Raw genomic sequence first — 15,424 nt, 5'->3', positions numbered from 1 at the left:
CTCCACAGAAAGTCTTCCAGCATAGCCATGCCCATGTCCCAGCGCCCCCTCCCCGTCCTCTACCGCAACGGCTCCGTCTACAGCCCCGCCGATCCCTTCGCCACGGCGATGCTCGTCGACGGCGGGACGGTGGCGTGGGTGGGAACGGAGCACGCAGCCGCGAACCTGACCGGGCCTGACGTCCGTACCGTCGATCTCGACGGTGCACTGATCACCCCGGGGTTCGTCGATGCGCACACCCATACGACGGAGACGGGCATCGCGCTCGGATCGCTCGACCTCACCTCCTGCCGCTCGTTGCAGGAGCTCCTCCGGGCTGTGTCGACCGCCTCTGCAGCCGGGGCCTCGACGATCCTCGGGTTCGGCTGGGACGAGTCGCAGTGGCCCGAGAAGCGCGTGCCGACCGCCGCCGAGCTGGACCGGGCGGGCGACGGCGCGCTCGTCTACCTCGTGCGGGCAGACATCCATTCGGCCGTGGTATCAGGCACCCTGGCTGCGGGACTGGGCCTCTCGGCCGTCGACGGCTGGAGTGACGGGTTCGTGGTGCGTGCGGCCCACGAGGCAGCACGGCAGGCTACCCGCAGCCTGACCGTGGACCAGCGCCGCAGCTACCAGCAGGCTGCGCTCCTCCATGCCGCCTCCCGTGGGTATGTCGCGTTGACGGAGATGGCGGCCCCTCACATTGCCCCGCGAGAGGATCTCGAGACGCTGCTGTCCATCGACGGGCCGAACCACGAGCTGCCGTTGCCGGAAGTGATCCCGTACTGGGCCGAGCTGACCACCTCCCGCGCCGGCGTGCGCGAACTGATGCAGGGGTTCGGCGGAAGGCTTGCGGGCCTGGCCGGCGATCTCAACGCCGACGGATCGATCGGGTCGCGGACCGCAGCCCTCCGGGAGCCCTACAGCGACGATCCAGGCTCACAGGGGACGCTCTACCTCAGTGACGACGAGGTCGCGGCGCACCTGCTCGCGACAACCGAAGAGGGGGTCCAGGCAGGCTTCCACGTCATCGGCGATGCCGGGCTCGACCTCGTCCTCCGCGGTCTCGAGCGGACCGCCCAGCAACTCGGCGTGGAGGAGGTCCGACGGGCGCGTCACCGCCTCGAGCACGTCGAGCTGGCCGATGACGCCGCGATCGCCTCCCTTGTCCACTTCGGCGTCGCCGTGAGCGGCCAGCCCGTCTTCGATGCCCTGTGGGGCGTGGACGGGGGCCTGTACCACCAGCGCCTGGGGGAGCGTAGCGGTGGAATGAATCGCTTCGCCTCGTTCCTGTCCGCGGGCGTCCTGGTGGCGCTCGGGTCGGACAGCCCCGTGACGCCCCTCGACCCCTGGGCCTCGGTCCGTGCCTGCCTCCGGCACAGCACTGCATCGGAGAATATCTCGGCCAGGGCTGCCTTCATCGCACACACCAGGGCCAGTTGGCGGCTGTCCGGCCGCAGTCCGATGATGGGTCAGCTCGCCCCGGGCACTCCGGCGTCGTTCGCCGTCTGGAAGGTCGACGAGCTCATGGTCCAGACGCCGGACAACCGGGTCCAATCCTGGAGCACGGATCCGCGTGCAGGTACGCCGCTGCTTCCCGCCCTGGACACGGAGAACGCTCCGCTGTGCCTGGAGACCGTTCATGACGGGAAGCGATTGTACGCGGCGGACGGCTTTCAGAACGAGTAGCAGAAAGCACCCTGCACGAGGTTTTTTCGGCGGGCGAGCGACCATGGTCTGACCTGCACCGAAGCACGTTTTCGCAGGTCAGGGCTTCGTTGACACGTACTCCACAGCACGTAAGCTTTTGCCCTACGGGTTAGAAGAACTTCTGCGGAAGGGAACCTGGCCGGTCTCTACGAGCGCAACGCATCGGCCTTCTTCAATGGCGCGTGTTGCCACTTGGATGGAGCCGGCACTCACAGGGGCGGGTCCACGCATCATAGAGAACAGTGCCGTCATCAGGGTCGGTACCGGTACGAAGATGTGTGGATCTGCCCTGGACCCGGTTCGGTGGATCCTTCCGGCGCGATCATGACAGTCGCCTATACTTACGAACTGGCTCCGCCTGCGGAGCAGTCCGTGCGCGATGCGCATCATCGATGGAAAGGCCCACCTGCGTGCGAGTCGTCACGATCATCCCCACCTTCAACGAGATCGAGTCACTCCCGCTGACCCTCGCGCGTCTGCGTGCCGCAGTACCGGCGTCGGACGTCCTCATCGTCGATGACAACAGCCCCGACGGAACAGGCGAGCTCGCCGATCGGGCTGCCGCAGCCGACGATCAGGTCCATGTACTGCACCGTCTCGGCAAGGCGGGCCTGGGCGCCGCCTACATCGCGGGGTTCCGCTGGGCACTCGAGCGCGATTACGACGTCCTGGTCGAGATGGACGCCGATGGTTCCCACAGGCCGGAGCAACTGCAGAGCCTCCTCGACGCCGTGGACCGCGCGGACCTGGTGATCGGGAGCCGGTGGGTGAGCGGCGGCAGCGTCGTGAACTGGCCCGCGCACAGGAAGCTCCTGTCCCGCGCAGGCAGCACGTATTCGCGCCTCCTGCTGGGACTGCCGGTCCGCGACGTCACCGCGGGCTTCCGGGCCTTCCGCCGCTCGACCCTCGAGGCGCTCGACCTGTCCGCCGTCGCGTCGGTCGGATACGGTTTCCAGGTCGACATGACCTTCCGGGTAGCCCGACTCGGCCTCACCATCGTCGAAGTGCCCATCACCTTCGTGGAGCGTGAATTGGGGGCGTCCAAGATGAGCGGCAACATCGTATTCGAAGCGATCGCCAACGTCACCCGCTGGGGTCTGGCAGCCCGCTGGAACAAGCTGATCGGGCGTCCCTGACCGTTCCCGAACCACGAAAAAGGCACCCGCTACCAGCGAGTGCCTTTTCCATGTCAGCTCATAGTGCTAGGCGGAGCGGCGCTCTCCGCGGCGCTCGCGCAGGATCGTCAGGCGATCCTGCAGGATCTGCTCGAGTTCCTCGACCGAGCGACGCTCGAGGAGCATGTCCCAGTGTGTCCGGACGGGCTTGTCATTGGAGGTGTCGGGCTTCTCCCCGTCGACGAGGAGCGCTTCCTTGCCGGTCTTGGAAACCCAGGTAGCAGGGATGTCCGCCTCGGACGAGAAGGTCACGAAGACCCGCTCCCCGTCCTCGCAGCGGTATTCGACCCTCTGACGGGGTGCAGGCTCGACGCCGGATTCCGTCTCCATCGACTGCGCTCCGAGGCGCATGCCTCGCAGGCTGCGATCACTCATGTTGTTCTCCTTGTCACCGTGCCCCTCGTGAGGCGAGGAGTCGTTGCCGCTGTTTCTCGACGCCGATGCCGGTGCTTCGTACCTGCCGACATCTGCGATACCTCTCGCGCCCACGGGTGCGAGGGAAGTCCTTTGTATAACACCGGCTGCCCCCGGGATGTTCCTGGGGTCGGTCGGGCAAACACCTAAGTGTACAGGTCCGGTGTCGTAGGGCGGGAGATCAGGACCTCCGTGCGAGCACCTGGACGGTGAAGCGCGCCGCGACTTCGAGCACGACGGACTCCTGGGTCCCGGGCCGGCCGCCGCCGTCAGCGGCTGCATGGCGCGCCGCCGGCCCCATCACGAGCGCGGAGCGGGCAAGTCCGTACGGCAGGGACATCGAGTAGTCGAGCTCCACTCGGTCCGCCTCGACGAGGCTCCCCTCGAATGACGCGAGGACGTCGTCGGCCTTTTGTGCCGGCACGGACAGCAGGGGACCCACGGCGTGGAGTCCTGCGAGGTGGCCCGGCCTGGGCGTCACGACGACGACACACCCGCCCGGTGCGAGCACACGCACGAATTCGGCCGGATTCCGCGGTGCGAAGACGTTGAGGACGATATCCACGGTTCCGTCGGCGAGCGGAAGCGGACGCCACACATCCCAGACGATGCTTATGCCCTCGGGGAGCCGCCGGGCGGCGCGGCGGAGCGCGACCTTCGAGACGTCGAGCGCAATGGGAAACACGCCGGGAAGAGCGCGCGCCAGCCCCTCGAGGTAGTAGCCCGTGCCTGCTCCTGCATCGAGGGCGACGGCGGCCGGCGCAGGGCGGCGCAGGACGGCCTCCACCACCGCATCACGCAGCGGGAGGTAATGGCCCGATCCGAGGAAATCCTCCCTCGCGTCGACCATCTCCGCCGAGTCACCCTCAAACGGCGATCCCCGGCCGGTCAGCAGGTTCACATAGCCCTGACGGGCTGTGTCGAATCGATGCCCGCGTGCACACACGAGGGTGCGGACGTCCTGCTGGAGGTACTCGGAGCACACGGGGCAGGTGAGGATGCGGTGGGGGAGGGCGGGCATCGTCCCATCCTAGGGAGAATCGATCGGTCCTTCCTGCCCGGCACCGTTGACTCAGGCCACTATTTCGGGTCTGATCAGGAGGGTGAAACCAGACCAGATCGAACTCCTGACCACCACGGGCGCGCCAACCCTTCATCCGGACGGTTCCCGCCTGGTCGTCGCCGCCACCCGTCCCGATTTCCGCGCCGACGCATATGTCGGCCAGCTGTGGGAGATCACACTCGACGGCGGACGACGCCGGCTGACCCGCGGCTTCCTCGACACCTCGCCCGAGTACTCGCCCGACGGCGAACTGCTCGTGTTCCTGCGCGCCGAGCCGGGAGGCAAGCCCCAGCTCTTCGCGGTACGCTCTGCGGGCGGCGAGCCGGTTCAGCTGACGGACCAACCACTCGGCGTCGGCCGGTTCCACATCTCTCCGGATTCCACCACCGTCGTCTTCACGGCACGCGTTCCCGAGCACGGTCGTTACGGAACAGTCGACGGCGTGAGCGCCGGCCTCGAGGACCCACGCCTCGTCACGCAGTACAAGTACCGGATGAATGGCCTCGGTTACACGACGGACAAGCGGTCGCAGCTCTTCACGGTAGCGATCCCCGACCTCGACGCCGAGCCCTATATCACGGCCGTCGGCAGGCTCGGCCAGAAGCCCGTCGACGGACCCGGCGCGCTCGAGCAGCAGGGGGCGGTGCCATCCGCCACCCAGCTGACCACAGCGGATGCCGACCACCTCGACCCGGCTTTCTCGGCCGACGGCCGGCAGATCTTCTTCACCGCAGCACTCGCGGAGGACGCGGATTCGACGCTCGTGTCGGACATCCACTCGATCGGCCTCGACGGAGGTACCCCCCGGCAGCTGACCAACCTGGGTGGGGCTACCCTGCTCGGCTGCGGTACCGCGCGTCCCAGTGCCGACGGCACGTCGGTGTTCTTCCTGGCCTCGGACCTCTCGGCGTCAGGACTCGATTTCGTCGCGCGCAACACGGCCCTGTACGTCCTGCCGACGAACGACCCGGAAGCCTTCCGGCGCCTGACCGACCCGGAGACGGTCGACTTCGGCGATGTGCAGGAACTCATCGCGGACGGGCCCGACTCGGTGCTCGCGTTCAACCGCACCAGGGGTATGGGTGAGCTGCTGCGGATCTCGTCAGGGGGCGAGATCGAGATCCTGGTCTCCGGTCCCACCGTCGTGACGGGCGCCGCCACTGCGGGCAACACCGTCATCGTGTCCATCACCGACCCCTCGACGTCGGGCGACGTCGCCGTCGTCGAAGGCGGTTCGGTCCGTACGCTGTCCGATTTCTCCGCCGCCCTGCGCACGGAGACGCGCATCGGAGAACTGCAGGAGCGCACCTATACCGCGCCGGACGGAACGCCCGTGCACGGCTGGGTCGTCCTGCCGGAGGGTGAGGGACCGCACCCCGTCCTGCTCGTCATCCACGGCGGTCCCTTCGCCCAGTACGGGTGGGGCTACTTCGACGAGGCCCAGGTCTACGCCGCCGCAGGCTACGCGGTGCTGTTGTGCAACCCGCGCGGCGCGGCCGGCTACGGCCAGGAGCACGGCAGGGTCATCAAGGAAGCGATGGGCACGGTGGACCTCGACGACGTCCTCGCGTACCTCGATGGCGCGCTCGCCGAGTTCGACGCGATGGACGACGAGCGACTGGGAGTGATGGGCGGGTCCTACGGCGGCTACCTGACGGCCTGGACGATCGCGCACGACCACCGCTTCCAGGCGGCGATCGTCGAGCGCGGGTACCTTGATCCGCCGTCGTTCGTGGGATCGTCCGACATCGGCTGGTTCTTCTCGGAGCAGTACACCGGGACGGATCCGACGCACGTCGAGAGCCAGAATCCGTTCGCGAAGATCGGCAACGTGCGGACGCCGGCGTTCGTGATCCACTCCGAGGAGGACCTGCGCTGCCCCATCGAGCAGGCTCAGCGCTACTACACGGCCCTCAAGAAGCAGGGGGTGGAAACCGAGATGCTGGTGTTCCCGGGTGAGACCCACGAGCTCTCGCGGTCCGGTTCGCCCTGGCATCGCAGGCAGCGGTTCGACCATATCCTCCGGTGGTGGGCGAAGTACCTCCCGACGGCAGCCAACTCCTCGGATCCCGCGGCCCGATAGGGAGGCAGTAGCGGTGGGGACACCGGTCGATCATCGGCGTAGCGGGTCAGAAGTCCAAGCCCCGCCGTGCCTCGTCGATGGTCGGCTGGGCCCACCGCCCGTGTTCCTCGTTCGCAGTAAGTGAGCGGAGGATCGCCCGATCGAGATAGAGCTGCCCGTTCAGGTGGTCCGTCTCGTGCTGGACGATACGCGCCGGCCAGCCCTCGAAGCCGGCTGTCACCGTGATGCCGTTCGGCTGCAGGTACGTGGCCTTGATGCTGCGGTGGCGTTCGACCACGGCCTGGTAGCCCGGGACGGAGAGGCAGCCCTCGTAGAACGCGTCGACGGCGTCCCCGTCCGCTTCGTAACGTGGATTGATGATCACCGTGAAGGGCAGGGGCGTGCGCAAGCGGGCCGCCGCAATCGCCTCGTCCTGGACGCCCTGGTCCTCGAGGACGGCGATCCGCAGGGGGATGCCGATCTGCGGAGCAGCAAGACCCACGCCCGGGGCAGCGTGCATGACGCGCCGCATCGTGGAGATCAGGCGGCCGAGGAGCTCGTCGTCGAGCTGTCCCGCAAAGTCCTGTGCAGGATGGCGGAGGACCGGATGGCCTGCCGCCACGATCGGTGGGAGCTCTGCGTCGAGGACTGCCTCGACGTGTGCGACGAGCGCCCCGGGCGCGGTGAAGGACGACGTAGCAGGCGACGGCGACGGGAACTGGTTGCTTGGAGCATCGGCACTCATGCCTCCAGATAAGCACAATCCCGGACAGGTCCGGGTCCCGGCGCCATTGCCGGTTCGCCGGTGGCGCAGGACAATCAGACGTGCCGGTCCTCGGGGTGAGGCTCGGTCCGGGATACCGGATCCGATGGCCGAGCGGCAGCACGGCGGATGGAGGCAGGATGAGCACGGCAACCGCGGACGACCAGCAGGCAGCGGAGCACACGGCGGACAGCCATGACCTGATCAGGGTGCAGGGCGCGCGGGAGAACAACCTGAAGGATGTCACGATCGACATCCCGAAACGGCGACTGTCGGTGTTCACCGGTGTCTCGGGCTCAGGCAAGAGCTCCCTCGTCTTCAACACCATCGCCGCCGAGTCGCAGCGCATGATCAACGAGACCTACAGTGCCTTCCTGCAGGGCTTCATGCCGACCCTGGCCAGACCCGATGTGGACGTCCTCGAGGGACTGACGACGGCGATCATCGTGGACCAGGAGCGCATGGGCGCAAATCCCAGATCCACCGTCGGTACGGCGACCGACGTCAACGCGATGTTGAGGATCGTGTTCTCGCGCCTCGGACAACCGCACATCGGGTCCCCACAGGCCTTTTCCTTCAACGTCGCCTCGATCAGCGGAGCCGGTGCCGTCACGATCGAGCGCGGCGGCTCCACCATCAAGGAGCGCCGTAGTTTCACCATCACGGGCGGCATGTGCCCGCGGTGCGAAGGTATGGGTTCCGTCACCGACATCGACCTGACGCAGCTCTATGACGAGACGAAATCGCTGAACGCGGGGGCTATCACCATTCCCGGCTACAGCATGGAGGGCTGGTACGGCAGGATCTTCAGCGGCTGCGGTTTCTTCGACGCCGACAAGCCCGTCCGGCAGTTCACGAAGCGGGAGTTGCAGGACCTGCTCTACAAGGAGCCGACGAAGATCAAGATCGACTCGATCAACCTGACCTACGAGGGCCTGGTACCGAAGATCCAGAAGTCGATGCTGTCCAAGGACCGTGAGTCGATGCAACCGCACATCCGGGCCTTCGTGGACCGGGCGGTGACCTTCACCACCTGCCCAGCCTGTGACGGGACGCGGCTCAGCGAGGCTGCACGGTCATCGAGGATCGACGGTGTCAGCATCGCCGACGCGTGCGTGATGCAGATCAGCGATCTCGCCATCTGGGTGCGGGGGCTGAGCGAACCCTCCGTCGCACCGTTGCTGAAGGCGCTGGGGGAGACCCTCGACTCGTTCGTCGAGATCGGTCTCGGATACCTCAGCCTCGATCGCCCCTCGGGCACCCTGTCCGGCGGCGAATCGCAGCGGACCAAGATGATCCGCCACCTCGGCTCCTCCCTGACAGACATCACCTACGTCTTCGACGAGCCGACCATCGGCCTGCATCCGCACGACATCGAGCGCATGAACGGTCTGCTGCTGCGCCTGCGCGACAAGGGCAACACCGTGCTGGTGGTCGAGCACAAACCGGAGATGATCGCCATCGCCGATCACGTCGTCGACCTCGGTCCGGGAGCCGGTACCTCGGGTGGAACGGTGTGTTTCGAGGGCACGGTGGCGGGGCTCCGGGGCAGCGGAACAGTCACCGGACGACACCTCGACGACCGTGCAATGCTCAAGAAGGCGGTCCGCCCGCGTCGGGGCGTCCTGGAGGTCAGGGGCGCCACCTCGCACAACGTGCAGGATGTCGACGTCGACATTCCGCTAGGCGTGCTGTGCGTGGTGACGGGCGTAGCGGGTTCCGGGAAGAGTTCGCTCATCCACGGCTCGGTGTCGGGGAGGGACGGCGTGGTCGCGGTCGATCAGACGGCCATCAAGGGTTCGCGCCGCAGCAACCCCGCAACCTACACCGGCATGCTGGAGCCCATCCGCAAAGCCTTCGCCAAGGTCAACGGCGTCAAGCCGGCTCTGTTCAGCGCGAACTCCGAGGGCGCATGCCCCACCTGCAACGGAGCCGGAGTCATCTTCACGGACCTCGCCATGATGGCGGGCGTGGCCACCACCTGTGAGGTCTGCGGTGGCAAGCGATTCATGGCCGAGGTGCTCGAGTACAAGCTGGGAGGCAGGGACATCAGCGAGGTCCTGGCGATGCCGGTCACGGAAGCAACCGGGTTCTTCGCGATGGGTGAAGCGAAGGTACCTGCTGCACATGCCATCCTCAGCAGGCTGTCCGACGTCGGCCTCGGGTACTTGAGCCTGGGGCAACCCCTGACGACGCTGTCCGGCGGTGAGCGCCAGCGCCTCAAGTTGGCCACCCATATGGGCGAGAAGGGGGGCATGCTGGTGCTGGACGAACCGACGGCTGGCCTGCATCTCGCCGATGTCGAGAACCTGCTGGGACTGCTGGACCGGCTGGTCGACGCCGGCAAGTCCGTCATCGTCATCGAGCACCACCAGGCGGTCATGGCGCACGCGGACTGGATCATCGACATCGGCCCGGGCGCCGGCCACGACGGCGGAAAGGTTGTGTTCGAGGGGACACCGGAAGAGCTCGTGGCCGCACGGCCGACGCTCACGGGACGTCATCTGGCGACGTACGTGGGCGCCTGAGCGGAACGGGCGCCTGAGCGGACGGTCGCCTTACCGCCGCCCGCCAGGAGGCCACTACGTTTGGCCCAACCGTTGAGGAACCGCGAGGGGTCGACCGTAGTTCCGCGAGGCGTCGACCGTAGTCCATAGCTGGGCACCGACGCAGCCGCCACCCAGGAAGCGGCGCAGGACCTCACCGCGGCCCACTAGCGCGGCCGCTCGCCCTTCGGTCGAGCGGCCGAAGCCGGCCACGGCGGTCATCGTGGATCCGCCGGCCGGCTCCTCGCAGTGAGGAAGGTCTACGTAGCGGTCCCCGCCTCGCCCGCCAGCACTTCTCTTACGGTCGCCAGGAAGCGGCGCCGCTTGTAGGTCAGCAAGCCGCCGGCAACCACGAGTGCCCCTGTGGTGAGTGTGAGGAGGCCGGCACCAGGATTGGCGGAGAAGTGCTTCGCCAGGGCGGCCATCGTGATCGTCGCCGGCGGACCGAAGACACCCTCGGCAGGTGCAGCGGCGCTCGCGGGTGCGCGTGGGTCATTCGCGCCTCCTCCTGCTGCCGACGGCACGCCCGCGTCGTGGTGCAGCGTGCCCCGCTCGTCTTCGATGACCGGTGTCACGGGAACGCTCTGCTCGGAGAACAGGGGATCGGCGCCACTGCCGAACGGGGCGACCTGGGTCTGGTAGGTCTCACCGTCCTCCAAGCCGTCCACCACCACGGTTCCGGCACCATCATCAGCCATCAGGATCTCGCCCACCTGTTCGCCCAGTGAGTCGATCGCCCGAACGAAGAACGCTCCGGCACCTCCCACCGTGTCAACAGCCGTACCCTCCGGTGTGGGGTTCACGGGTGTGGGGTTCACGGGTGTGGGGTTCACGGGTGTGGGGTTCACGGGTGCGGGGTTCACGGGTGCGGGGTTCACGGGTGCGGGGTTCACGGGTGCGGGGTTCACGGGTGCGGGGTTCACGGGTGCGGGGTTCGCTGGTGTCGGGTCGACGGGTGCGGGGTTCGCTGGTGTCGGGTCGACGGGTGCGGGGTTCGCTGGTGTCGGGTCGACGGGTGCGGGGTTGGCTGGTGTAGTTCCGGGCGCGGGCTCGGTGCCCGGCGTCGGCGTAACGATGACAACCTCGCCATCGCCTGGAGTGCCCTCGTCGACGTCGTCCTCAACCTCATCGACGTCGTCCTCCACTTCGCCCTCACCGTCATCCGCTCCATCGGTTCCATCACCGAAGAGGAGCAACTCGATGTTGTGAAGCGTGTCGGTTCCGTGCTCACCGGTGGTGTGCCGGACGGTGGTGATTGATCCCGGTGAGCCCATCGTGCCGTTTCCGCCGCTGGTGGTGATGGTGTAGTTGAACTCGAAGTCCGAGAAGTATGCCGTGTCGGTTCCCTCGATGGCGGTGAGGATTTCCCTGACAACGATGATGTTCGCGGGGTCCAGGGTCCCTGCGAACACGGCCTGCTGGAGGGTCGGGCCCGTGAGTGTTCCGTCGGAGTTGCGCTGGTACTGAGCGTTCATCCCGGCGGCGCTGCCGATTTCGGTGGCCGCGTCGCTGGCATTGGTCCGGACGCTGAGCCGGACATTGAGGTAACGGTCGCCGTCGATGATGTCATCGGCGCCGCGGCCCTCAAGGAAATCGCTCCCGCCGCCGCCCAGGAGGATGTTGCCTTCGCCCCAGACATGCGATCCCGCCAGCACGGGGCATTCCTTGGATGCGGACGCGTTGACGACGTCGGCGAGCGGAGTCGGCAGGGACGGGATCAGCTCGTTGAGCCCAGTGATCCGGTCCACACCGGACTGGTCCATTGCATCGCAGCCGATGAAGCCGGCGCCCCCCAATGTCCTGGGAATGCGGTCGTCGCCCCGGAGCTTATCGTCGAAGGGACCGCCGGAGAGCGCTTCAACCTCGTTGTACCTGTCGCGGACGCCCACCTGCAGGATGTCCAGCGGCTCGATGGGGAGGTCAAGGTCGGCGTCCTGAGGCTGCGGATCGTAGAGGCCGGTTTCCCAGTCATAGCCGGATGCCCCTGCTACTTTCTCCACCCCGGGGCCGGCAATGCCGATGTCGTCCCCGCCTTCCATGTCGTAGTCGTCGTCGCCGCCCTGGCCCATCAGGACGTCATTGCCGGGCTTCTGGGAGTCATCAAGGAAGAACAGGTTGCTGGAGTCGCCGATCAGCAGGTCAGGTCCGTCACCGCCTTCGGCCCAGTCGTTCCCACCACCACCGAATACGGCGTCCAGCCCTTCACCGGCGATCACGAAGTCGTCGTCTTCCCCGGCAAAGGTCTCATTCGAGTTCGCCCCGCCGTTGATGAAGTCCCGTCCGTCCCCACCGAAGAGCAGGTCCAGGCCCGGGCCGCCGTCGATCGCGTCATTGTCCGGCCCGCCCTTCAGGATGTCGCCTCCGGCAAGGTCAGTGATGATGTCGTTTCCGTCGCCGCCAAGGACGGTGTCGGCGCCGTCGCCACCTTCGATGACGTCGTTACCCACGCCACCCCACATGGTGTCGTTGTCCACGCCGCCGTAGATCCGGTCGGCATTGATAGATCCGTTGTACACGGCCTGTCCGTTGATTCCGGCCGGGTCCACCGAGTTGGAGGCCCGGTACTTGATGGTGCCGTCCGGCATGCGGATCAGCAGAGCAGACTCCTTGCACTCCGACCCGGGGTCGTCCGCGACAGCGTTGCCGACGGAGGCGAAGCCCTGAGGAGTTCCATCGAGGTTCTTCAATTCGAACTTGCAGTCAGCAGTGGCGAAAGCGTCTGCCTTCAGTGCCTGTGCATTGGTGTTACGCATCATCATCTCCGCGAAGGAGTTTCCTTCGAGCTGCGCCATCAGGTTCATCCCGGGTGTGCGTGCCAGGTAGTACAGCCGGTCACCGTTCTGCAGGTCGGTCATCTGGCTCTCGAAGACATAGTTGAAGGTGCTGCCGAGCAGGCCGCCGAACAGGTTGGTCCGTTCGGCGAGGCCGCCCATCCACAGGTCGATGTCGTCGAGGCCGGTGATCGAGGAGTTTCCCTTGTCGGCCCAGGCGTCCGTGCTGTTCATGAAGGCCACGGCGTCCTCGGGGGCCACCTCGCCGGCAAGGGCGTCCGGGCTGACGATCAGCCGGGCTGCTGTGCGCTTGGCCTCCGTCGTGGTGGCTGCCAGGATCGAGGGGTGTTTGCCGTAGGCGGCCACGAAATTGACCAGGGACTCCGGATGCTTGATGTTTTCGCCGAAGTCGATCCAGTTGGTATAGGGCTTGAGCTGGCTGTCATTGGTGGCCCCGTGTATCTCCTTCCGAAGCCCGTTCAGTGTGGGCAATCCCTCCGACCGGGCGCGCGTCAGGTTGATCGCCGCCAGGTCCATGGGCAGTCCCAGTAGCTTGTTGCGGAGCGTATCGGTCACGAACTCATCGAGTTCACTGCCCACCTGGTCCGACATTCCCATGATGATGCTGCCGGCCGCTTCCTCCGAGGTGAGGCCGCCAGCGGGGCCGCCGTCGGTGTAGGCGGGCGGATTCAGGAACCCCTCGAGCAGTGACACGTCGTTCTGCGAGCCCCTGACGTCGTCGGAAGTCCCGAACACGGTGTCCGTTCCAGGGCTGTCCTCGTTCCGGCGGGAGATGGTTTCCGTAAGCATGGAGTGGCCAAAGCGATATACGGCATGCGCGAACTCAGCGCTGACCGCCGGATTGATGTCCGTCTGGGCGAAAGCAAAGGGCTCGAAAATGTTGAGGGCAGGCTGGATCTTTCTTGCGAACTCCTCGAACACGAGGTGCTGGTACTCCATTTCGGTGACGAAGCGCGCGGCCTGGAAGAGCCGCTCCCCGTTCCAGCCGCCTGCGCCTTCGACCAGCTTCCACTCCGCCAGGGCGGCAATGCCCCTGGCAGAGGTGTCGTTTCCGAGGACCCGCTTGACGTCTTCGACCAGGCGGTCATGCTCGGAGTGGAAAACCTGGTGTATTGCGGTCAACCCGATGTTCTCGTTGACCCTGCCGTCGCCGGCGATGAAGTGCTCGTTCAGCAGCTCGTCGTCGTAGGTACCCGGGGCCTGGCTCATGAAATCGGCGGAAGCCGCCTGGTCGCCGTCGGGGCCCGGGGATGTCCGCGGTGTGGCCGGGTTGTGGTCGGCGTCCTGAGGTGTTGGATCGGCGTTGTGCGCGATGTCCGTCAGGAACGGAGTGTTGAAGTACAGCACGTCCTGGGGCACGAGGGTTCCCTGCCCGCCATTCGCGGCGCGGTCTGCCTCTACCAGACCGGACGGGGTGACGAACTGCGGGAGCCCGTTCTTGGGCCCGGGAATGAATTTCCCGTAGGCGTCAGCCGCGAGCATGGGGACGTCGAGGACGTCCCTGTCCAGCAGCTGTATGCCGAGCAGCTCCCGGGCCTGCTTTTTCGTGTCCGACCAGGTGGCCAGGCCACCGGCCCTCAGTGTGCCGTCCGGGCCACCCAGCATTGAGCCCGTTGACACGGGGTGCCCCGCGGCGTTGTTGGCATATTCGCGCAGGAAGACCTGGTGCGAGGAGTGTGAGGAGTAGGTCTGGCTTTGGTCGACCCACGGCGAATTGGTGTTCAAGGCATCCTGGACATCGTCCGCAGTCCCCAGTCGGTCGTCCGCACCCGGCTGGTTCTGGCCCCGGGTCAGGACCATGAAGCGCATGTGCGGATTGAGGTCGTCGGCGTTGCCGAAGACGTGGTCCGGGCCTGCGATCAGCGGGTCATCGGCCTTGAGCGGAACATAGACCGTGCCGCCGCCCTTGACCGTCTGGTCGATGCCGTGGTCGAAGAACTGCCCGAAGAGGGTGAAGAGAGAATTGTAGGGCGGTGAAAGTCCGACGTCGGTAGTCACGTTGGGGATGAACAGCGTGTTGTGCGAGGGGACGCAGCCGTCGGGTGCGGCTTTGACAGGGGGAGTCGCCCCAGCATCGGGGTCCGTGGCGCAGGGCACCACGCCCTCGTTGCCTTGGGTCCGCGCAGGGAAGCCGGCAGCGGCGACAGCTGCCGGGTTGGTCGACGTTTGATCGGCGATCAGGTTGCTGATGGTGCGCGGCCGCGAATCGAAGACGTTGCCCGATTTCTGTGTGTAGCTCGTGGCCGCGGGGGGCCCGCCGAAGGATCCGCTCTCGGCTGCGCCGAAGGACTTGGACCCGAGGCGCGGGAATACCTGATCCGATGCGCCGAAAGTTTCCTGGCCCGGCTGGAGGTTGTTGCAGCTTCCGTCAACCGTGCGGAGGCCTTGGGACAGCAGCGGGCTGGCAAGCTGGTTGGGGCCGGTCCCCACCAGGGCGCCGCACGGCCCGGTTTCGGACGTGGTGTTGGCGACGTGGGCTTCGGCGATCTTGATCTGCTTGAGGATGAAGGACAGGTCAGCGGGGGTCACGGTGAAGCCGGCGCCGACCGGAGCCTGTACAGCATTGGCCGCTACTGGCGGCAGGCCCATCGAGGCGACCAGGGCCAGCATTCCTGACGCGGCGATCGCCCGAAATGTATTCCCGGCTCTGTTCCGGTGCGTCCGGTGCATGAACTCGCTCGACGTTGCATTCATCCTTCGTCTGCTCCCCAGTATGGCCGACTTCCTAATTCCGTCGACGAGACAGGCCCACGATCTACGACGCTCCTAGGGAAAACCTTGCAACGAGTGACAATCGCTACTGATTGTCGGCCCAAAGCTCCCCAGAGCAGATCGGCGGAAGAATGGGAATTCGGATCGAGTACCGCAAGTGAGTAGTCCGATGACGAGGCGCGTAGTCACCACTCTTGTTCGCTTCTTC

8 protein-coding genes are annotated in these 15,424 nt (G+C 66.4%); 4 read left to right on the top strand and 4 right to left on the bottom strand.

The window, feature by feature from the left end:
• The first annotated feature begins 33 nt into the window (after window positions 1-33).
• Window positions 34-1,668, top strand: a complete 1,635-nt coding sequence (locus tag D6T63_RS16090) for an amidohydrolase (RefSeq protein ID WP_235830805.1) — start codon at window positions 34-36, stop codon at window positions 1,666-1,668.
• A gap of 431 nt (window positions 1,669-2,099) precedes the next feature.
• On the top strand, window positions 2,100-2,825 hold the full coding sequence (locus D6T63_RS16085; protein ID WP_120150078.1) for a polyprenol monophosphomannose synthase: 726 nt from the start codon (window positions 2,100-2,102) through the stop codon (window positions 2,823-2,825).
• Window positions 2,826-2,891: 66 nt separating this feature from the next.
• On the opposite strand, the gene D6T63_RS16080 is transcribed toward D6T63_RS16085, so the two are convergent.
• Complete coding sequence (locus D6T63_RS16080; RefSeq protein WP_043445375.1) at window positions 2,892-3,239, bottom strand: RNA polymerase-binding protein RbpA; 348 nt, start codon at window positions 3,237-3,239, stop codon at window positions 2,892-2,894.
• A gap of 220 nt (window positions 3,240-3,459) precedes the next feature.
• Entirely contained in the window at window positions 3,460-4,299 is an 840-nt protein-coding gene (locus D6T63_RS16075) for a putative RNA methyltransferase (protein ID WP_120150077.1), read from the bottom strand.
• 82 nt (window positions 4,300-4,381) lie between these two features.
• Here D6T63_RS16075 and D6T63_RS16070 point away from each other — a divergent pair, with 82 nt between their 5' ends.
• Window positions 4,382-6,424 carry a S9 family peptidase gene (locus D6T63_RS16070; RefSeq protein ID WP_120150076.1) on the top strand — a complete coding sequence of 681 codons (2,043 nt, stop codon included), beginning with the start codon at window positions 4,382-4,384 and terminating at the stop codon, window positions 6,422-6,424.
• 46 nt (window positions 6,425-6,470) lie between these two features.
• Here the strand turns inward: D6T63_RS16070 and D6T63_RS16065 are convergent, their stop codons facing one another.
• The gene (locus D6T63_RS16065) at window positions 6,471-7,148 is read right to left on the bottom strand and encodes a peptide deformylase (RefSeq protein WP_120150075.1); all 678 of its coding nucleotides are present in this window, start codon (window positions 7,146-7,148) and stop codon (window positions 6,471-6,473) included.
• Between the two features lie 158 nt (window positions 7,149-7,306).
• On the opposite strand from D6T63_RS16065, the gene D6T63_RS16060 reads away from it, so the two are divergent.
• On the top strand, window positions 7,307-9,694 hold the full coding sequence (locus tag D6T63_RS16060) for an ATP-binding cassette domain-containing protein (protein ID WP_120150074.1): 2,388 nt from the start codon (window positions 7,307-7,309) through the stop codon (window positions 9,692-9,694).
• A gap of 278 nt (window positions 9,695-9,972) precedes the next feature.
• Here the strand turns inward: D6T63_RS16060 and D6T63_RS16055 are convergent, their stop codons facing one another.
• A complete protein-coding gene (locus D6T63_RS16055) occupies window positions 9,973-15,198 on the bottom strand; it encodes a peroxidase family protein (protein WP_235830804.1) in 5,226 nt (1,741 codons plus the stop codon).
• Window positions 15,199-15,424 lie beyond the last annotated feature (226 nt).

It is taken from the genome of Arthrobacter cheniae (assembly GCF_003602275.1).
GTDB classification, from domain to species: domain Bacteria; phylum Actinomycetota; class Actinomycetes; order Actinomycetales; family Micrococcaceae; genus Arthrobacter_D; species Arthrobacter_D cheniae.
Note: the sequence above shows the minus strand (reverse complement) of the source record. Positions and strands in the feature narration are given on the sequence as shown.